18 protein-coding genes are annotated in these 20,334 nt (G+C 57.8%); 1 reads left to right on the top strand and 17 read right to left on the bottom strand.

The window, feature by feature from the left end; genetic code table 11:
- Positions 1–37: 37 nt before the first annotated feature.
- The 12 genes from LAQ74_RS19695 to LAQ74_RS19640 form a co-directional block, all read right to left on the bottom strand.
- Complete coding sequence (locus tag LAQ74_RS19695; RefSeq protein WP_224338392.1) at positions 38–1,549, bottom strand: primase-associated protein; 1,512 nt, start codon at positions 1,547–1,549, stop codon at positions 38–40.
- Positions 1,546–2,430 carry a bifunctional DNA primase/polymerase gene (locus LAQ74_RS19690; protein WP_224338390.1) on the bottom strand — a complete coding sequence of 295 codons (885 nt, stop codon included), beginning with the start codon at positions 2,428–2,430 and terminating at the stop codon, positions 1,546–1,548. The genes LAQ74_RS19695 and LAQ74_RS19690 overlap by 4 nt, the downstream gene beginning before the upstream one ends.
- Positions 2,427–6,272, bottom strand: a complete 3,846-nt coding sequence (locus LAQ74_RS19685; RefSeq protein WP_224338389.1) for an ATP-binding protein — start codon at positions 6,270–6,272, stop codon at positions 2,427–2,429. The genes LAQ74_RS19690 and LAQ74_RS19685 overlap by 4 nt, the downstream gene beginning before the upstream one ends.
- Positions 6,265–8,472, bottom strand: a complete 2,208-nt coding sequence (locus LAQ74_RS19680) for a VirB4 family type IV secretion system protein (RefSeq protein WP_224338387.1) — start codon at positions 8,470–8,472, stop codon at positions 6,265–6,267. Before LAQ74_RS19680 ends, LAQ74_RS19685 begins: the two co-directional genes overlap by 8 nt.
- A complete protein-coding gene (locus LAQ74_RS19675; protein ID WP_224338385.1) occupies positions 8,465–9,586 on the bottom strand; it encodes a TraC-like domain-containing protein in 1,122 nt (373 codons plus the stop codon). The genes LAQ74_RS19680 and LAQ74_RS19675 overlap by 8 nt, the downstream gene beginning before the upstream one ends.
- A 2-nt stretch (positions 9,587–9,588) precedes the next feature.
- Entirely contained in the window at positions 9,589–10,704 is a 1,116-nt protein-coding gene (locus LAQ74_RS19670) for a TrbL/VirB6 family protein (protein ID WP_224338384.1), read from the bottom strand.
- Between the two features lie 2 nt (positions 10,705–10,706).
- The gene (locus LAQ74_RS19665; protein ID WP_224338382.1) at positions 10,707–11,546 is read right to left on the bottom strand and encodes a hypothetical protein; all 840 of its coding nucleotides are present in this window, start codon (positions 11,544–11,546) and stop codon (positions 10,707–10,709) included.
- 3 nt (positions 11,547–11,549) lie between these two features.
- On the bottom strand, positions 11,550–13,286 hold the full coding sequence (locus LAQ74_RS19660) for a DUF8186 domain-containing protein (RefSeq protein ID WP_224338380.1): 1,737 nt from the start codon (positions 13,284–13,286) through the stop codon (positions 11,550–11,552).
- A gap of 29 nt (positions 13,287–13,315) precedes the next feature.
- Positions 13,316–13,738, bottom strand: a complete 423-nt coding sequence (locus LAQ74_RS19655) for a DUF7985 family protein (RefSeq protein ID WP_224338379.1) — start codon at positions 13,736–13,738, stop codon at positions 13,316–13,318.
- 6 nt (positions 13,739–13,744) lie between these two features.
- Positions 13,745–13,993, bottom strand: a complete 249-nt coding sequence (locus tag LAQ74_RS19650; RefSeq protein WP_224338377.1) for a hypothetical protein — start codon at positions 13,991–13,993, stop codon at positions 13,745–13,747.
- Positions 13,994–14,394: 401 nt separating this feature from the next.
- Positions 14,395–14,562: a DUF1931 domain-containing protein gene (locus tag LAQ74_RS19645; protein WP_224338375.1), complete on the bottom strand. Its 168-nt coding sequence runs from the start codon at positions 14,560–14,562 to the stop codon at positions 14,395–14,397.
- Between the two features lie 145 nt (positions 14,563–14,707).
- The gene (locus LAQ74_RS19640) at positions 14,708–14,986 is read right to left on the bottom strand and encodes a hypothetical protein (protein ID WP_224338373.1); all 279 of its coding nucleotides are present in this window, start codon (positions 14,984–14,986) and stop codon (positions 14,708–14,710) included.
- A gap of 182 nt (positions 14,987–15,168) precedes the next feature.
- Between LAQ74_RS19640 and LAQ74_RS19635 the strand changes: the two genes are divergently transcribed.
- On the top strand, positions 15,169–16,044 hold the full coding sequence (locus LAQ74_RS19635; protein ID WP_224338371.1) for a DUF8172 family protein: 876 nt from the start codon (positions 15,169–15,171) through the stop codon (positions 16,042–16,044).
- A gap of 157 nt (positions 16,045–16,201) precedes the next feature.
- On the opposite strand, the gene LAQ74_RS19630 is transcribed toward LAQ74_RS19635, so the two are convergent.
- From LAQ74_RS19630 to LAQ74_RS19610, 5 genes are all read right to left on the bottom strand, one after another.
- Entirely contained in the window at positions 16,202–17,428 is a 1,227-nt protein-coding gene (locus LAQ74_RS19630; protein WP_224338370.1) for a phage integrase SAM-like domain-containing protein, read from the bottom strand.
- Positions 17,425–17,883, bottom strand: coding sequence for a hypothetical protein (locus LAQ74_RS19625; RefSeq protein WP_224338368.1), 459 nt, complete (start codon positions 17,881–17,883; stop codon positions 17,425–17,427). The genes LAQ74_RS19630 and LAQ74_RS19625 overlap by 4 nt, the downstream gene beginning before the upstream one ends.
- 3 nt (positions 17,884–17,886) lie before the next feature.
- Positions 17,887–18,468 (bottom strand): BlaI/MecI/CopY family transcriptional regulator, encoded by a 582-nt coding sequence (locus LAQ74_RS19620; RefSeq protein WP_224338367.1) that lies wholly within the window; start codon positions 18,466–18,468, stop codon positions 17,887–17,889.
- A gap of 319 nt (positions 18,469–18,787) precedes the next feature.
- On the bottom strand, positions 18,788–19,195 hold the full coding sequence (locus LAQ74_RS19615; RefSeq protein WP_224338364.1) for a DUF8160 family protein: 408 nt from the start codon (positions 19,193–19,195) through the stop codon (positions 18,788–18,790).
- Positions 19,192–20,010, bottom strand: coding sequence for a ParA family protein (locus tag LAQ74_RS19610; protein ID WP_137711726.1), 819 nt, complete (start codon positions 20,008–20,010; stop codon positions 19,192–19,194). The genes LAQ74_RS19615 and LAQ74_RS19610 overlap by 4 nt, the downstream gene beginning before the upstream one ends.
- Between the last annotated feature and the right edge of the window lie 324 nt (positions 20,011–20,334).

The following is a 20,334-nucleotide window of genomic DNA, read 5'->3' as shown; positions in this document are numbered from 1 at the left end:
AGCCGCTTTGATCGCATCCAATTGGTTCCCAGCAGAGCTAGAACTCTTCGCCGGTAGATTCGGCCTCATCCAGTTGGTCGTACATCGCATCTGGGAAGGGAAGGCTCCCCCAGATCGAGTAGGGGCACTGCTCCTGTCCGATGCAGTACCGCTGCATATCGTCGTTGTCGCAGTTCATCGGAAGCGGGGTGTCGCCCCCAATCGTATTCGAGAACTCGTAGCGAATCTGGTAATCGGTGACCTGCTCGTCGTACCACGGCCACCGTGAGAAGACATCCTTGAGATCTGTGACAATGGTCTCGAGGTCATTGTCCTGGTACTGGGGCAGCCACATCACCATCCGAGCAAAGCTGTACAGATCCTTTCGGACTGGCTTCTTTTCGTAGAGGCGTTCGGCCATGTTCGCCATACAGGGGAGTTCGAACAGATCTTCGATCGACTCAACATCAAGAGGCTGGACGCCACGCGAAGACTCCTGAATCCGGTAGTGGTTCGTATTTCCGTGCTGTCGGATAGTGAGATTCCGGTGGTCGCGTTGAGATGCAAGGAGATTCCCAAGACTCCGAGGACTGGAGATACGATTACACACGTCTCGCTTCCAGTCCGCTTCTGGGTCGTACGCCTCTACTGCTTCAAACAGCTCCTTCGCCGAGTGGAACTCCCCCAGTGAGACGACCTCATCTGGAACGTCTCGAATCGCGTCCCGGAGCACACGGATGGTCCGCTCACCGGGGTTCCAATCTCGCCAGATTCGTTCGTGGTGCCCCGTCTCGATGAAGCGGTCGATGCGCTCTGTGATGGCCGACTCATTCGTCGTTAGCCACGTGAGCTGGTCCTCTGAGAGGTTCTCCTCTTGGACTCGCAGGAGCTTCTTGAACGCACGTCTGGCGTACTCGCGATACTTCGTGTCGAAATCACCGACCGGTATGTAGAGGCAGTTGTCCTTGATGCGAGTGAGTAGTTCTCCGGTCTCTCCTGGCTCGGTGTCGGCGTGAACGAGACAGTCCCTTGACGCCGCAGCCATCGGGATTTCGAGATACAACCCCTCACGGAATTCGGGAATCTCCTTGATCCCTGTACAAACGCGACCAGGGTGCGGACCATCCTCTCCGGGGTCTTTCGCGTACAACACCTCTGCAATATCCTGTTGAAGACTCCCGTCACCGAATTCTCGCAGGAGAGACGCGAGGTTGTTGACATAGAGCTCGCGAATATCGTAGAGGACCTGCACCTTTCGTGGTGGGGCGTGCTCGAACTTCGGGTGAGCCTTGACACAGATCGCGCTCAACGTCGCGAGGACGGCGAGAGTTCCGGGCTCGTCGACGAAGGGCTCCTCTGCGGCATTGGCCCTGACGTCTTCTTTGAACGCCGCTGTCCCGAACCGCTCGAGGTCATTCAACAGATCGTCTGGTTGGTCTTCGCCGTCGACGATATAGCGATTGTAGCCCCGCGTGAACAGCTGGTTGATGCGTGTCGTGCCGTATTCGAGGGGGAGGGTCGCAACGCGATAGGCGGTACGCTCCTCCTTAACAGGCGTCGACCGGGTCATCCCTTGAGCACCTCCGGTGTTGCAGACTGAACGTCAAAGCTCGGGCTCTCTATCGGCGTGACGATACTGCAGACGTCTGCATGCAACGAGTAGGGTAGTCGGGCGACTCGACGACGGTCGGCGGTAACTACTGGGTCGATAGGGATCTCGTAGGTGTCTTGCAGAAGGTCGTTCAGCACTTCTCGACTCTTGGCGTCGTACCGATGGGCAGGGTCCGTATCGAGGAGATAGACGTGAACGCCTTGACCACTGTATACCACCATCGTCTCCTCGGCGTTGAAGTCGTCCTCGAAAATGTCCCGCAGCTCGAAGCCGTACTCGATGGCCCGTTCGATATCCTCAAAGGCATACGGATACCCTTCGGGAGCGGCGTCGAGAATCCCTGCGGTGTTGAGGCACGCATCGTCATCCCGGTCGTCGACGTCCTCCGAGACTGTATCCGCTGCTCGGTTCCTGGCGATATCTTTCGCATCGATGTCGACGAGGAGGACCCAAGGCCGCTCCCAGTGATCCAGCGCGTAATAGACTGCATCAGGACACGGGTCTGGTTTGTCGAGCAGGTCGGGATCTGCGAGCGCGAAGTTACTCCGACCAAGTGGATCATTCCGTGCTGGATGCCGAATGAACTCGAGGACGTCGTCGAAGTCGTGGAACGTTGCCGTGGTGCGCTCACCGGCGGTATTCGTCTGCCACGTATCTCGCCGAATGAAGTCCTTGTCTGGAACTCCCTCTTTCCGTACTGGGTGGGGTTCCCGAAACGCGAGTGCGTACTGTTTCGGTCCCTTCGCTGTGATGAACGACGGGAGCTCGTCGAGGTATGAGGGGAACTCATCGGCGTAGTACCTGTAGATCTCCTCCCGAGTCGCTTGTCGCCAACTCATTTGTTGAACTCTTGGTCGAGTTTGTTGAAGCTCCGAATCGTCGTTAGGCCCGCTGCGTCGAATGATTCAACGGCCTCTCGAATGTCCGAAAACGACCGGGCCGCACGCCCGCTCACACTGCTCTCAATTCGATCAGCCTCAGAAAGACAGTCCAGCACCTCGACGGCAGTCTCGCGTCTGTTGAACGCCCAGACAGCGTTCGCATCCACCGCACTCTGCTTGTCGTAGTCGCCGACCGGCGCGTGTTTGTTGTTACTCGCGAGTTCAGCTTCACCGACCCACACGAGGTCTCCGTCAGCATCGAGACCGACAACATCGAACACCGTCTCCTCATCGTACTCATAGTAGGATTCGACCTGTGCGACGTCTTCGTGGGAGTCTAACCACAGTTCAAGCAGCTTCACACCAACCTTGTGCGGCGTCTTCTCCCCGACATCTCCCTGACCAGGACCGACCTTGAGTTTCTGGCCGAGCAGTTCTCGCCCCGCCGGGAGTACGGTGTAGTACTTCCGACCGCACGCTCGTCCTTCCTCCAGCAGGTCTTGATCGACGAGCCGTTGCACGTCGAGGTTGTCAAAGTCGTTCTTGAACGCACTCATTGAATCCAAGAGTCCATGATCCGGTGCGTCACCATTCATGACGTCGAGGATGCGGGTCAGGAAGCGGATGTCGTCGTGAGTAAGCCCGCGCCGTCGAAGCTCGTCATCCGGGACGGTTACACCACCAGCCTGTACTGGTGACGATCCGTTCTCGTCGACAACTGTCTCCTCTTCTTCACCGACTAGCTCTTCTGACTCAGTTGACTCAGGAGCTCCAAAGAGTGGGTTGGTGCTGTCCCTGTCTTCCCCTTCGTTCCCTTCGTTTCGTTCGTTTCCTTCGTTCTCTTCGTCGGCTGCTGAACCGCTGGTTGCCTGTCCGATGAACGACGACTGCGTCGTGTCCACAGGGCTAGCCGATTCTTCGGATGTCGACCGTTCATCCGTCGGTCTACTTCCCCATCCCTCGGTGTCTCCGGACTCTGATTCGCTAGTGGCCTCAGCAAGCCCGTACTGGGTCTGTGTCCGCTCGGACAGCCGTGGAAGAGCCACGGACTCGAAGTGGTCCTCCTGTTCGACAGAGAGCGGCTCGTCGCTTTCTGGATGGCCCGCTGCTATCGGGAGCGGCTTCACCGAGAACGGAGCAGGCCCTGTCTTCCCAAACGAGGGGCTCGGGAGTTGAGCAATCCACTCTCCGCTGGGGAGCGTGTTTACTCGATTTCGAAGGTCAGTCGGACTCAGGTCTTCGTGGGCCAACGACTCGGCGAGGTCGCGCTCGATAGAGATGTTCCCAATGAGCTTCGTCTTGATGTTGTTGAGGACCTCGTCGTAGGCGCGCTCGTTTCGATTTCGAACCTGGCCGGGGAACTGCATCACAAGTCCCATGCTCAGGCCGAATGACCGTCCCTGTGGAAGCAGTTGCTCGGAGACGAGTTTTGTCGAGGCCACGGGGGCGGCCTCCTCGATGATGAGATTGGTGAGGTTCTCGTAGTCTGTCTTTCCATCACGTCGGCGCACCTGGACGGCGTCCCAGAGATTACTCAACAGGAGGAGTGTGATTGCCCGTTGTGCCTCGGGACGCAGATCGCCCAAGTCGAACAGAATCGTGGCATCTTCGTCGAGGAACTCGCGGAAGTCGAAGCGATTGTCGACGTACTCGCCGGCGTCGTTCTGCTCGGGAACGTGACTGAAGATCCGTCGCAGGTGCGCGTCTTCTCTGAGTTTGTCCAGACGATTTCCGACGGCGTCCATCGACACCTGGAACCGGTGGTCGTCCTTCGCGAAGTGCCGCGTGAGTGACTCCTCGACGTTCCTGTTGTCCGCCGAAACCGGTGGGACAGTTCGCTCTCGTTGCATCCGGAGAGCTGCCGCGAAAAGGTCGTCCAGACCGAAGACGTCGCTCCCATACTCCTCGTCGAAGAGTGCCTTGATGAGGTAGCTGAGGATCTCGTTCGCGACAAACGCCTGGCCATACTGCTCGCGGCCCATAATCATCCGCAGGATGTCGTGGAAGTGGTCGACCTTGTCCTGAATCGCGTCCTCGCGGGGACGACCGGCTTCAAGTGCGGGACGAATGTCGAAGAAGGAGAACGCTGGGACAGTCTCTGGGACGCGGAACTGGTAGACGTCGTCCAATCCGTTGAAACGTTCGTAGTGGCAGCGAAGGTAGTTCGCACACATCCCATCGCCTTTCGGGTCGACGATCACGACGGGTCCGCCGGTCGTCTCGCGGAGCGAGAGCGCGTCGTTGATGATCGCTTTCGATTTCCCGCCGCCAGTCGATGCGAACCGGCCGTAGTGCGTCGTCAGCAAATCCGGCGGAACCCGGATCGGGTCCGGTCGCGGCTCGCCATTCTCGTCGAGCGCGTAGCCGATAGCCATGCCCTCTTGGAACTGCTGAACCAAATCTGGATTGGGCCACGGAAGCGGGTTCCGGCTCTGCTGCTCAGCTCGAGTTCCTCGCGTCCCCTCAACGGTGAGTTGCTCGGAGGATGGCACGAGCACGAAGTTTGCGAGTTCCGTCCCACTGAGGACGAAATCCGGTCGGGTCTTCCCTCGGCCGGTCGTAATCTCTCGATCTAGCAACTGTCGGAGGGCTGTCTGGGCGTTCTTCTCTTTCGTCTTTTCACGAAAACCGTCTGCCCGGAGTCGTTTTCCTTCGACTTCGTAATAGGGCCCGTCCACTGGGTCGAACACAGGGCGAAGCGAGTCCATCTGGGCCGCGAGTTCGTCGCGAGCCTCATCCCCTGTCGGAACGCCAACTGCTCGGATGTTAGCAGTGAACGACCGCTTGGGATTCTTCGCGTCGATATACTCAATGCGTTTTTCGACTGACTCGCTGAGCTGCTTCTCGTCGTGATCGCTCCGCTGGTCTTCGACCTCGAGGAAGGATCCAACGACTTCCTGGAAGAAGGTGTCCCGCCCGTCGACGAGATCCTCTTTTCGGACCTCAGCGTCGGACTGCCAGCTCGCTCGTCGCTGGAACACAACCTGAAACGCCACAGGTGAAGCCGCCTCCATCAAGTGGTCGACGAGTGACGCGAGCGTCGCGCCGGGCTGGTCGACAGCCACTAAGGCGTCGTCGCCATCGCCAGAGGCGAAGGGCGTCAATGACGTCATCCAGTCGTTCTTCCGGGTGGTCGAACCGGACCAGCGCACGCCAACTGGCGAGGTTGCGTCGATGGTTGGCCGAGCGAGTATCGTTCCCTCGTCCGTCTCGGTTGGCTTTTCGAGCGTCGTCAGCGGCTGCTCGTCCGGTATTTCGCTCGGTGGTGCCAGCTCAAGGGCGGTATCACCAACCTCAACGAAGTGACCAGCAGATGACTCGACCGCTGCGCCGCCATCTGCAAAGGGGGATGCTTCGGCCGCTGGTGTCTGGTCTTGGCTACGGTCTTCATCGACAAGCTCGTGCTGTTCGTCAGGACCAAACTCGTACTGTAGTTGCCCCGCCTCGTAGTGTTCGAGGAACTCTGCTCGTGTGAATTCGACTGGCTGGATGAGCCGAGAGGCGACGTCGACATCGACGCGTTCGATATCGAATGTCTCGGGATAAATCGAACGGAGCCGTTTTTCGAGTGTGTCGAAATGCTCGTCGGCGCCGTAAAAGAACTCGACAGGGTCGTCTGCTCCCTCACTCAGTGCGAGAAACTCGAATCGGAGCGGTGTGTCACTGTTGAGTGGGTTCAGCTTCTGTGCGAGTCCCGTTGACTCCGTGGTCGTCAGTTTATGTAGGCTTTCGAGGACTCGAGGAATTCCCTCGGGATCTAGGCCTTCGGATGTGGGCGTGACTCGGAGATACTCACGCATCGTCCTCCCCCTCCATCGATCCGCCGTCAGGTTTGGCAGAGACGGTTTCCGACTCTTTCGACTGTCCGTTCGTCACCTGCTCTTCCAGCTCCTCACGGAACTCCAGAACGTCTGTATCGACTGCTTCCTTGCCAGCGCCGGGAAGTGAAGACCGCCGCTGCTCGGTCGGGTCGAAGTCAATAACTTGCTTCTCCTTGGGCATCGCCTCAACCTTGATGCCGCGCCATTCTCCGTCAACGCCGACGAGCGCCTCAGAGAACCCAGCGTCCTCGTTGCCGGGGACCGCGTCCTGCACGTAGCGCATCTGGGCGTAGTTCAAGCCGAACTCGTCGGCCCATTGGTCGTCCATTCCATCCAGGCGGTGGAACTGCTTGACGGCACACTGGTCTAGGATGGCTTCGGACTCGGCGTGCTCGAAGAACTCGTCGACGGTCTGGGTAACGAGACGAATCGAGAGATCGTGGTGACGGTGATGTCGGAATACCGTCTCGAGGAACGCCAGACTCGCAGCGTCCTGCATGATGTACCGCGCCTCGTCGATAACGAACACGACCTCCTTGTCCGTCTCTTTCGCCCGCTCGTAGACGAGCGAGATGAGCAACTGCATCGTCAGTGCTGTACTGCTGTCGACGCTGCCTTCCTGCTGGGCGAGATCGAGGTAGATGACTTTCTCGTCGCGAATGTCGAACTCTGAGGACTTCCCGAGATTAGCGTGGCGACCCTCCTCCTCGAAGGGGCGAAGCTGGTCCAGAAGCCACGTCGCGTCCTCGCGAATCTTCCCGGCCTCCTCGTCGGAACGAACGACGAACTCCTCGGGGTCGTCGACCATGTCCTCGAAGACGTCCATCATATCCCGGATGGTCGGGCTGGGGTTGCTGTGCGTCGAGATATCGTCGGTGATGTCGTTGCGCTTGTAGGCGCGCTTGAGGCCGAGTTCGAGCGTCGTCCGACGGTCGCCGAGCGAGATACCCCGCAGTGCGAAGAAGTTCGTCAAGAAGCTCATCGCGTCGTCAAGCTTCTCGTTGAACGGGCTCGCGTCCTCACCCATCGCTCGCTGGACGTGGTCAGGTGTCTGGCGAATCTCCAGGGGATTCAGCCCGAGTGTCCCACCGACGGTGATGCGTTTCGCTCCGAGTGCTTCAGAAACGCCTGCCCAGTTGTTGAGCGGTTCGAGAATGATGCCGATGCGGTCCTTACTCTGCTCGATAGAGCGGATGAAGTTCTGTTTCGACCCGAACGACTTCCCAGACCCAGTATCGCCGACGGTGAACATCGCATACCCGTTGTCACGGGCGAACGGGTCGATGACGACGGGGCTCTGGTTGTCCTTGTGAATCCCGAACTCGACCCCGCCCTCTTCGAGGATGGTCGCGTTATGTGGCGACGAAAGGAGCGCTCCAACGGCCCCACCGAGGGCGATAGATTCGCGCCCGAATACGTTGTTTCCAATGGGGGCAGCCGACTGCAGCGCGAGGTCCTGCCGACAGATCGCAGTCTTCGGCGTGAGGTTTGCGGGGTCGTCGCGGAGCGCACTCTTGACCTTCTGGACTGAGTCCCTGAGGTCGTCCTTGTCGTCAGCTCGAACCGTGACGAACATCCCCTGGTCGAAGACGTTTGCCCCACTCTCGACGGCCTTGTACGTCGCAGCGGCTTCGTTCGCTCGCTCTTGGAGGTACGCGCTGCGGACGCTCTGTTCAAGATCGGCGTCGACCTGGAGGTCGTCAGCGATGTCCTGTAATTCGTTCCGCGCTCGCTGCTGGTTCTTCGGGGTGATGTGCGCTGTGAGGTCGAACTCGACGTCGGTCAACTCGAAGAGATCGCTCAGATACCCGTCGTTCGGGTAATCGGCGTAGTCCGCGATGTACAGCGTCGTCGTCCACTGCTCGCCGACGCGTGCGGATCGTGTCTCCCACTCGATGGCTGCTGGCGCAGTCACCGTTTTGTGGGACTCAGAGATGTCGTCGAGGAGCTGGCCTTCCGCGTGACCCTCTTCGAGTGTCTCCTCGTCGAGGACGTCCGAGAAATCGACTTCGGGTTCGTCGTCGGCGGTGTGCCAGTCCCAGAGGAGTTTCCCGACGACGCCGAGGACTACAACCAACAGAAGGTAAATCGCCGCACCCTCGGGTGACGTTGGGTTCCGTAGCCACTCTGTGAGTTGGGTGAAGGTCCCGCCACCCGCCTGCAGGACAACGCTACGCATTGGTCTCATCCTCCCGGCGCGAGTGGCCGATGATCGGTTGCTCGCGAACAACACGCTCTGCCTCGTCGTAGTCGTGCTCGCGACCGTTCCAGAAGTCCATATTCAGAACGAACAGTTCGACCGTACTGAGCCGGCGAGCAGACCACCCGGACGCCTGCTGGATGAACTCGGCGCGAACGTCGTTGACGCGGCTGTCCAGCTTCTCGAACATCTGAACCCGCCGCTCGACATCCGTGAGGTCCTCACGACGAGTCACGAATGGGTTGAACAGGAACCCAATGACGGGGAACTGCGTCAGTTTCTCGGCGGGTGTCCCTTCGTCTCGGTATCTATCGTAGACTTCGAGCGGCGTGACCTCGACGCCGATGTAGTAGCGGACCTGCTGGATGCCCCGGTCACGCATCTCTTTGGGACGCGTCTCGCGGTACTCCTCGAGGAGTTCCCGAAAGATCGAGTTCTGTTTGACGTCCTCGTCGTTGAGCCGCTCCTCGATTGTCTCGGTGATTTGCTCTACCGGAAATGATCGGGTTGTGGCGTGGAGTTTGAGCTTCGAATCAAGTTCCTTGTTGGCGAACTCTTCGCCCGCCTCCTGGAGCTGAGCCCAGTCGTCAGACATGGCGAAGTCCATGTTCCCCGGATCGATCTCGATGAATGCTTCCATCGTTCCATCCGCACGTTGAATCGCTCCAGCACCGGGCCATGCTCGCTTGACGTTCGTGAGGTCCTGCGTTCGCTCGTCCGGCTTGAACGGCGTGTAGTTCGCGAGACCGCCTTCATTCCGCTCTGTCTCGTTCGTGTCACTCTTGGGCTCCTCTGGGGCACTGAACGTAACTCGCGGTCGCTTGGCGTAGCGATAGACGTCCTTCGTCCACGTCCACGCGTTCAGGTGGTCGGGAGAGACGTAGATGATGGCAACGCCAAACCCGAATCCTCCTGCTACGAACGGGAGGGCGAGTGACTCGATACCAGTGAGGCCAGCGATGAACAGGCCGATGATCGGGAAGGCGATGAGCACGCCGACGTCGCCCTCCTCAATGTTGAGGTAGGGGATGCGACTCTCTTCGCCGAACTGGTCCATGATGCGCCGTGCGGCTGCGTCTTGATCCATCGACATTGTTAGTGGATTCCTCGATCAAACTCCATTCCACGATCAGTACTCGATGCCTCTGCCGTTGCTCCGCTTGGATCGTTCTCAGTCCGGCGGTATGATGGAGGGGCGCTGTCCCCGCCGCTGTGACCCCCTCGAGCAGCTGCTTTCTGTGCGACAGCGTGACCAGCAGCGGCTTTTGGCCCCCATCGTGCTGCCGTCGTCGCGACGCCAGCACCGCCGACATACGCACCGGCTGCGACACCGCCGACGAGGGCAGCTCCCTTCGTCGCACCACCTACGACCTTGGCAGTCAACGGAGTCGCGTACTTGAACGTCTTCCAGGTAATGTAGAGCGCAACCAGTGGTAGAGAAGCAGCAACTAGGAACTTGAGAAAGGCAGTCTCAGGAGTGAGCGTCCCGCCACCGTATATCAGGTCATAGCCTTTGAATACTATCGATGCTGGTAGTGGTAGGACGGCAAGGGGGACAAACCGCTTGCAGAACCCCATGGCGATATCAGAGACAATTGGTATATTTCCATACCCAAGGGCGATCGCAATCGGCATTCCGTAGAGATAGACATAGAGGAGAATCTCACGGATGTAAAACAGGGCCTCTAGTGCCCACATTGAGATGCCTCCGATCAGCGCAAACAACAGCGATAACCCAGGATTGGTCAGCGTCACGCTGAGGAATCCCAACATAGCGTTACGAAGCGAAGCCATACCGGGCATCAGAGCAATCGAGAATCCATCAACAATGTAGAGCGTGAGGACACCGACCCAATACCAGACAATAATCAGAAACGCACCAACCCACGCAGTTTTCTTTGTTTTCCTCGCTTCGTATGCACTACCGATATTGAATATTCGGATGGTATGACGCCCTTGTACGCTCATCACGAGCAGCAGCAACGCGATGAGCATTATTTCGCCACCGACGAGTGCATCCTGAATCGTTGACCAGGGTGCGTTCGTCGGTTCCCCGAAGACGAATGCTCCATCCGTCTGAGGAGTGGGGGTCCCAAACATCTCCTCGGTGAGCTTGTTGTATCCCGTCGTCAGGCCATCCATGAAGAGGCCGATAATCCAGTCAACGACGTCTTTGAACCCCTCTAAGACAACGTCGATTAGATCAACCATGATCAAGCCTCACTGATTGTGATTTCGCAGTTTTGCATTTCGTCAGAGTCAGTGTACTCTACATTGTACGATTTTGTGACTTCTTGGCCAATGACTCGAGTTTCTAACCCGACCGTGAACTTCCCACTGTTTCCATCAGTCGAACAGCCCATACCCTCGTCACCAATTTCCGAACCGAATGGGAATGAATCACTGAAGAGATCTACTGTCTCACCTGCTGGAATCACAACGCTGTCTTTTTCATAGATTCCACTTCCGCGGGGATCTTCGACAGGGTTAGGGACATCTCCAGTAAACCGGAGCTCAACGACCGCATCTGGTCCGTTCCCGGAGTTCTGAATAGTAACAAATGCCTCTCCATTCTTCTTCGAGTCAGTTTTGCTTTCACCGTAGACCTCATCCCATGGCTTGTCAGGATTGTTTCGGTAGAGTCCAACGTCTCGAATCTGGATTGCCGGTTCGATACTCCTCGTAATTTCTACGACTGTCTCCTCACCTTTCAGAGCGACCACGCGGTACTCTCCGGGCTCGTACGTGGTTCCGATCTCGTACGATACCTGTTGGGCCCCTGCGGCCACGTCACGCTTTCTGAACAGCTCTCCATTAGGTTGGATGAGGTTGACCTGGTCGACGTTGGCTTCGGGCGAGAGCTCGACGACGAGTGTCGTCCCGTCGACAGCGACTCGCTTGAGTGGCCCCTTGCTCTCTGAATCGGTTGTCCCGTCACCGGGAGTTCCGGAGCTATCACCGTTGTTCAGACAGCCAGCCACGCTCACAAGCGCGGCGCCTGCGACTGTTCGGAGGGCGTTTCGCCTACTGATGTGTGGGTAATTCTGTGTCATGGGCTATGGATCTTGTTGGAAGATGTCTTCTGGGCCGAGCATCCGGAGGAGACGGCGTCCCGCGTAGAACATTACGAAGAAGGGAATGAACTGCCAGCCGACCTCGAAGATGAACGCGAACCAGCCGTCGATGGTTCCGAGTGGATGCCACCGGGCGATCGCCGTATCACTCACGTAGGCCGGATTGTGTCCGAGCCACGACCCCGGATGATACCGGGCGGTGTAGATACCGGGTTCAGTGATCGTCACGATGGCTATGCCAGAGGCGTTGGTTTCGACCTCCCGATTGGCGATGGTGATGTAGCCATCACGTGAGGTGCCGCCGATAGGATACCGGCGGGCGCTATCGTTGAGGACGATCGGTGCGCCAGTCTGGTTGTCACGTAGCTCAATCCGAAGCGTCGCCTGTGATTCGTTTTGCTGGAGAACCTGGACTGAGAGGTTGCTACGACGAAGCTGCCGCTCGGAACCGGCGTCGGGCTCGACGATAGACGCGTTCACACCGCGAACGATGCCTGCGACGTGGAGTGCCTCTCTGTCGACGTTCTCGGCGCGGACGGCGACACCGTACGTCGTCTCGTAGGACTGATTTACGATCTCGACGTTGACGTTCTCGCCGATAGTCTCCAGCGGGGAGGGGCGTTCCGTTCCCCAGGTGTCGATGATTTTGGGGCCGTCCCGGACGGGCTCAGCTCGTGGTCCGATTCGGGACGGATACGCGTGGACGTACACGGGGATCGCATCGGACTCGACTTCGGCGCTGTCGGTTCGGTTCGACCTGACGAGCGTATCCCAGTTGGTGTTGCGGGCCGTGTAAAACCGCCAGACACCGCGTACGCTCGCGTTCCCCTCGTCGGTGAGTGTGTACCCTTGCCACGGACGAGACTGGAAGATAGCCACGCCAGCATCGCCGTTGGGGTACTCGGCGTAGTAGGGGTACGCAGAGAGGTCATATATCTCGACATCGACTGAATCCGAGACGTTTCGCGTCTCCTCACGGTAGACGACGTCGACGTTGGTTCCGCCGCCCACGTCGGTCCGTATCGTCTTCTTCAGCCGGACGTGAATCTCTGCTTCGAGGGCGAGGGTTGCACTCCAATCGTCGGTGATCTGGTAGTCGATGGCCGGCGTGTGCGACCCATCAGTCCTCGCGATGGTCTCCCCGTCTTTCTGTAGCCGAACTTCCTCGATCTCGTGATTCATAAGCGACCAATCGACGGTTCTGTTCTCAGAGGAACTCCCGTTTGGAACACGGACGCGGTAATCGACGAACCCGCGCATCGTCCCATTCGGTGCGATGTAGAGCGGTGTTTCACCGGACTCGAGGTGGCCCCGAGTCGATGGCTGAACCGCGAACACGGTCGCATGGGCGTCTTCGATGAACACACCGTCTTCGAGGGATGCGTGAGGCGGATGAACTGACGTATCTGACCCACCGGCTTCGAGGTCACCGAAATCGTTTCGAGTCCACGTTGCGGCGGTTGCGGGCGGTTGCTTGAACGTGATATCTGTCCCGTTCGCGAGCTGGTGGACGGACGTACGGTCCTCTCCGTAGCGCTGGCGGTACTCTTCTTGACTGATATAGTTATCCGCATCGCGAGACCAGAGCGTCGCTGACTCGTTCTCAGAAAGGCCGTTCCCCTCAGTACCCGGGCGTGGTGGATCGGCTGCGACGACACCCGTGACTAGGCTCGTCACGAACAGGGCGGCCATGAGCACGGAGAGCTCTCGTTGTTCCATGGGGCTCGCGACGGGGATGGTAGAGTGACTTACCAGGGGACGAGGTCGACGCACTGTGCCAGCGGTAGCCCCATCATCGACCCCGCAACGGTGTACAGCGGGCCGAGAACAACGAGGACGACGGCGGACTTCATCGCCGAGCGCTTGTGGCGCTTGAGGCCCTTCTTTTGCTCAGGGTTCAGGGTGAACATCTCGATGAGGGAGTCGGCCTGCCAGACCACGGCAAGGCCGACGATGCCGAGTCCGGTGGTCAGCTGGAAGAAGCCTTCAATCATGCTCGGCAGGTTGTCCGCGCTGCAGACAGCGCTGGTCTGCGCTGCGACGGGCTGGACAGCGAACAGACTCAACAGCGCAACTGTAAGGACGGCTTGTCTGGAGACTTTGCTCACTGCCGTGGACTGACTGTCAGTGCGATTCTCAGACGTCTCGGAGGGTGTACTGTCCTGTGACATTGCGAGTTATTCCTCTGCGTCTTCGACGAGTGCCTTCAGATCGGCGTACCGATTGGTCTCGTCGACGATTTCTTCTTTCGTGTAGCCCTGCTCGCGAGCCCGTTCGAAGAGGTCACGAAGGTCGTCGGGGTCGACGTCGCGGACTTCCATTTCCTTGCGAAGGGCGCGGCGATAGAGGGCGGAAGCGTTGATGTGGTCGTTCCACATCAGGTACAGGTCATCGATGTCTTCGATGGTGACTGACCGAGTTATCATACGTGCGAGTATGGGTATGCACCAACGGAGTCGTGGTACATATTGACGGAAAATTCGGGTGAGAATAAATATTTTCTGGATATGGAGAATGTTACTAATCTGTGAATAGATCGGGGGAATTTGGCCCGGAGACGGCACCGAATCCATCTTAACCAACAGTACAGGTGAGATATTGGGTTTCGTTGGTTAAGTCTTCGTGAGCGAACTCGTCATTCTAACTCTATGATCTCACCATCTCTATCGACGACGAGTTCGCGGAGCTTCGCAAGTCGGTCTTGTCCCTCTTGAAAATCTCCTCTCCATCCGACATCGAAACCTCACCGGTTTCCAGCTGCTCGATCAGCGTCTTGATTCGCTCGACGTCGTCCGAGATCTCTGTGTCGACCTCGCGAAATCCGGAGCTACAGGTCGCGGGGCTGGACCGTCTTCCTGTCGTTCGATTCGGCACGCTCGGCGGCGTCGTCGAGGAGTTCGGCGACCTCCTCGTTGAGGGCGTCGTAGAAATCGGCCGAGACGTTGTGATCCGACAGTGCTTCCTTCACGGCTGCTTTGACGATTAGGTCAGACATTCCATCCCGGAGTTCTCTTGTCCGCCATATAAAGGTTCGAAGTTTCTCACGCGGGATATCGTCACATTACAGCTCAGAGGTTCTTAGTGATATGGTAGTATTCATTGGATCTAGAAAAGCTAGCGGAACCAATCTTTCTGATCACTCAGCAGGACGGTTGATCAAGTAGGTTTTTGTCAGGTGTTCCGGGTTCAGTCCGTACGTGTTTCTTGGTTTCACCATCAACAGCTACTAGATCAGCTGTATCACCATCATACTCTACATATGCTCGGCCACCATCATTCTCAATGAAGTCATACATTTGCTGGGGAGACGAAGAGCCTGTTTTACCGGATGAAGGGTTCTTCCACCCAATGGTAGTAATACATTCACAGCCATCTAAGTGAGAGTCGTCTTTCGTAACGCAGGTGACTCTAACTGCCATAGATCTACATCAGTCATTATATGGTATAAATCTGGCCAGTGAATTCACGGGCATCGCCTGCTGTTCAGGCTGTTCGCTTCGGCACCTCCAGTGGAGTTTAATGGTAGTTCACCAAATCTTTGATGAGAGTCTCGCTCGTGAGCTTGATTAATAAGTACAGATGAGTAGTAATACGCACGCAGATGGGCCACGTCTACTACCACCACCCCGGCGACAAGCAGTTCTCTCTTGACTTCGTCCATCCAGATCCCGACGAAATCGTCTCGCAGATCGTCAGCTACGACGATGATGTCGCGATAAAGCTCCTAGAATACGACCTCGACGAACCATTCTACGTCATCTACACGTCCCGCATCGGCGGTGGACCCGTGAAGGAGATTGACTTTAACCTGAAAGAGTCGCTCTCAGAGATGAGTGCCGACAACAGCACCATCGTCGTTCGTCTCCTCGAGATTTATCGCGCACTTCTCGCTCAGAACGAAGAAGAGGAGGGAGTGCCTGTCGAGGCGTACAAGAATATCGACATCGATGCGCTGCCGGATGTTCTCGGTCGGACGTCGTGGGAAGGATCAGCGACAGACGTAGCTGATCAACTCGCCTCGAACCTGATCCTCAAACACGCGCTTCCGAATGCCAACCATCGAACCGCTGTTGCGCTGATTCAGTTCTACCTCCGGCGCCTGAATCCGGACTTCGCCATGCCGGAAACCTCAGTAGAAACCGACTCAAATTCCTACGACTGGCGAGAATGGGTGAACGAGTACATCAACGAATCGAAGCGGCTGTTGACCGTTCGACGGAAGAACGTCCTCTTTAAGCACCTGTATAGCTTCGGCGCGAGAACACTTGAGCGAAAACACGCAGTCGAAATCGACCTGACTGAATACGAGCTGGATATGTACCCGAGTGAGGCGAAAATCGTCTACGCGGAGAAGCACGAAGATCTCTGGGTAACGTTCGTTGAGGAGGCTGTCGAACGTGCCAGCTATCCGGAGCTAAAAGAGACGCCAGGACTCTCGAAAGCAGAATTCGCGGAAAAGATCCGGGATCTTGACTAAGTGGCCTTTTCAGTCTTGGAGCGTAGCGACTGTTCGGCCCGCTTCCTCGGCCTCTTCGCTCCGCGACATATTGTATGTCGCGAGCGCTTCGTCAACCGCTTGGTCAAGACTCATTGATCAACCGAATCTAGGTTCTGCTCCCGTATAAACGCTTGCGTCAATCGATCTGTTCTAGTGCTTCGGTAGCCACGTCACCGAGCTCCCCCGCCTCGATGTGTGAGTACCGTTCCCGGACCATCTCTTCGGAGTTATCGAGATATCGGGCCGCCACCGTGTATCCAAACGCGCGGACAAGCACCTCACCCATCCCACGTCGACCACCGTGAGGGGCGAGATAGTCGTGTTTCGGATGGTCGATGTCGATCTCTGCGTCATCCGAGAGCCGTTGGAGAATCGACCGTGCGCCGTCCGTCGTAATCGACGGCGGTCGAATATCCTCATCGAGCGCCAGCAGTAGGTCGCGAGCGTATTCTTCACGGCGCTCAGTAATTGCCTCTGAGCGTTCCCCTCGTTCGGCTAGCTCATCCTGGACGAGGCCTGCAAGTGTCCGTTGGTCGAACGTCGAAAACACCGGCCAGCGGTCCGTCGGCGGGTCCATCAGCTTGCGGTAGCTCCGCAGCGGCGAGATCACCGGGTCGGGGAGACTCGCGGCGTCCCACTGCTGTTTCTTCCGGTAGACGTCCATACTCCCGTCGTCGAGGGAGAGGTCCTCCCAGCGGACGCCGCGCCGGCGCGGGTCGTTCGGGTCCCGGAGGAGTTCACCGACGCGGACGGCCGTGTACGCGAGGACGAACACGAGAGCGCGGTCACGAGCCGCCTTCAGCGCCGCGTAGCGTGCTCGCTGCTTGTCGAGGGGGTCAGTATCCTCCGGGAGTGTCGTGTACGCCTCGACGGCGTCGCGGGCCTGTTCGTCGACGTGGCGGGTGAGGGCGTGGCGTTGTTCCGACGTCCAGGCCTGCTGGTCACCGGGCTTGCGGCCGTCGTCCTCCGGCAGCGGCGCCATCGCACTCGCCCGCTGCGCGTAATGCGCCTCGAGATATCCCTCGTTGACGCACCACCCGCACCACGCAGAGATATAGCGGTAATAGGTTTGTACCGTATTCTGCTTGAGTCCTCGATCTCCACCAAGATGCCGGGCGTACTCCCGGAACACTCGTTCATCGAGATCGTCGAAGGTCGGCTCCCGGTCGACGTCGTCGGGGACGATCCCGGTCCAGTCGTCGTCGCCGCGGTCGCCGGCGGCCCACTCGGCGAACCGCTCGAGCTCGCGCGCAGCGTTGCGTCGGTAGTTCCCACCGTCCCCACCGCGGCCTTTCCCTTTGTCCTGGAGGTAGCGCTCGAAGGAATTCGTGAGTGACTGATCGGCGCGTTCTCGGGGTGTCATGGTTCCTCGTTCGCGTACTGGTAGGTCGGACGGACGTCGTCGAGGAGCTCTTCGACGATTTCCCAGAGAACCAGGGAAGGGGTCTCGTGTTCGAATGTAATCCCCCAACGGTCCTCCGTCTCGGCGACTGAGTACTGGAAATGCGCCCGTCCGAGATCGGGATGGTCCTCATCCTGGTGCCAGCCGGCGTGAAAGCCCGTGTTCGGGTCGGTGTAGTTGATACGGAACCAATCGTGAGAGTCCTGCCGATACCACTTGACGGTCAGTTCCGGCGAATCAGGGCCTGTCGGGGGATCCAGACGGGCCGGATCGAAAATCGCCCGCAGCTGCTTGGCCTCGATATCGTCCGGAACGTACTCGACGGCCGTGATCTGTGGCACGCGGTCAAGGACGTCTCGCTTCAATTGGGCGTAGAGGTTCGCGTTCGGATCACCACCTGGATGCGGGACAGACATCCGTTAGCTGCTGGCCTCAGCAGGCTCTGTCGTCGGAGCGAGGAAGTCCCACTCGCGGATGGCGAAGCCAACGATCTGGATACGCCGTTGAAGGTGCTCCCACTCGCGGGCAATCTTACGGCGACGGTCTTCCTCCTCAGCGTCAAGGGACTCGTCAGCGAGCGTCCCACGAAGCTGATTCGGTGATTCAACGCCGAATTCGTCCTCCCAGTCGCGAATCTGCGTCTTCATATTGGCGAGCCGGTCCGTAAGCTCCTCGACAGTGTGTCCGCTATCTCGGAGACGCATCGCCTCCTGCATCGCTTGACGGCGGTAATCAGGGTAATACGTCGTGTGAGTACCGCTTTTGTCACGGTGGAGGATGCCGTCGTCGACGAGTCGCTCAAGGACGCGCTTAGTTGGTTCGTGTGACCAGCCCGCTTCGGAAGCGATCCAGTTGACCGTCCGCGGCTCCGACAACTGCCGAGCAACCATCCGTACGCGGTCTTCACCCGTGGTCTGGCGTTCCATCAGGCCCTCGGAGTTCAATTCGTCTTCGGTCATACAACATCGTTCGGGCTTTGTCTTAATATAGGTTGAGGTCATTAGTTCTATATCGAAGCATCTTCTTCGCCATCGCCCCGATCTCAGCTGAGGGTATCCAGAGCAAACTCGGAGCCCGGTCTTGGCGGCTCTACCCCGGGGGAAGCGCCGTTGTGAGGCGGTTGCAGCATTCGTGCTTCGTAGACAGCGGCGGGGTACTTGAAAGTGGTCATGATTACGGGCATAATCAGGACCACTTGCTGTATTCGCCCCATCAGGAGAATACCGGCATCTGGAGTCTCTTACCCCCGGAATTCCGTACTACAGGAAATTATATATTGTATATCGCTATACAAAATCCCGGACCCCGCTCTGCGCGAGGTCATTCATCACCGAATTCCGAAAGCCGAGCTTGGATTTCCTCGGCATCCGCCTCAGAGAGTGCCTCAACACCGAACTGGACAAGTAGCGGGTAGAAGTGGCGGTTCTTCTTGAACTCGTCCTGCCCCGCCTTGCGGAGCTTTAGCTGGGACTCGAGGTAGATATCCTCCATCTCGTCGAGGACATCGTCGGGAATGTAGATCGTTCGCCCGTTCCACTCGTCCTTGATGTTCGTCTTCGTTTTGCTCGTTTCGTTCGTTTCACTCGTTGAAGTCGATTCGGTCGTTTCGGTCGATGAATTGGTTTCCAGCGTTTCACTCATCTCACTCGTTTCGCTGGAATCGGCCTCATCGTCCTCCTCTTCGTAGTTGCCCTCGATACCGGAGGCATCTCCCCAACCGTCGCTCATGCTTCCACCTCCTCAGGCGCAGTCTTCTCAAACGTCTCGTCGAACAGGTCGGCGATCTCGTTGAACAGGTCGCGTGCATCCTCGACGCGCTGGTTCTCCTTGCCGAAGCCGAAGACGGACACACCCTCGCCAATCGACTGAGAGAGGTCGGTCCGCTTCGGGATCTCGAACACCGGGAGGGAGTACGCCGACTTAATCTCCTCGATGGTGTCGCGGTGTTCGGCGTTCTGCTCGACACGATTACAGACGATGGCGAGCCGATTGATGTCTCCGTACGCCTGTTCGAGGGAACTCAGCTGCTTTGCGAAAATCTGGAGACTGTTGGCGTTGAGCTTCTCGGGAATGACGGGGATGACGACGTTGCCCGTCGCGACGAGGGCGTTATCAGTGAGGACGTTCAGGGATGGCGGCGTGTCGACAATAATGTAGTCGTAGTCCTTTTCGAGCTCGTCGAGAGTCATCTCCAACCGCTCGCGACTCTTCGGCGCCTCAAGCAGCGTCTGGATGTTCTTGTTGTTCGCGAGCTTCTCGCTGGCGGGAAGGATGTCGAATTCCTCGTGCTCGACGATGATGTCGTTCACCGACTCCATCTGGTCGAAATCGAGGACGTCGAACAGCGTCGTACGGTCGGTATCGTAGTACAGATCGTTGTAGCCAAGCGAGCAGGTGAGCCCGCCGTGATAATCGATATCGACCAGGAGGACGTCGTGGCCTCGGGCGGCGAGTGCGCCGCCAGTATGAATGACGTCGGTTGTTTTCCCCGCGCCTCCCTTCTGATTCGCCACGGTGATTCGTGCGGTGTTGGTGTCGGTCATTTCCTTCGTTTAACTCGTTGTGTTCGCTTCGTTCGTTTTGGTCGTTTCGTTCGTTTGGTTCGGTGAGGGTGTTTCACTCGGTGAGAGGAATACTACGGTGTTAAAACCAATTGTTCGTTTCGCTCGTTGAGGCAAACGCACTCGTTGCCATCAACTCATTCGTTCTATTCGTTACGTTCGTTTTTGTTGTTCTGTTCATTGAGTAAGGGGCAGTCAGTTCATCCTCAACAAGCTCGTCCCTAAGAATGCGCTCAATACATTCGTTTTGCTCGTTATGTTCGTTTTGTTCGTTATGCTCGTTTACTTCATTATAGTCGTTCCACG

The sequence above is a fragment of the Haloprofundus halobius genome (assembly GCF_020097835.1).
In the GTDB taxonomy this organism is placed as follows: domain Archaea; phylum Halobacteriota; class Halobacteria; order Halobacteriales; family Haloferacaceae; genus Haloprofundus; species Haloprofundus halobius.
The sequence above is the reverse complement of the archived record's forward strand: the minus strand, read 5'-3'. Positions and strand labels throughout refer to the sequence as shown.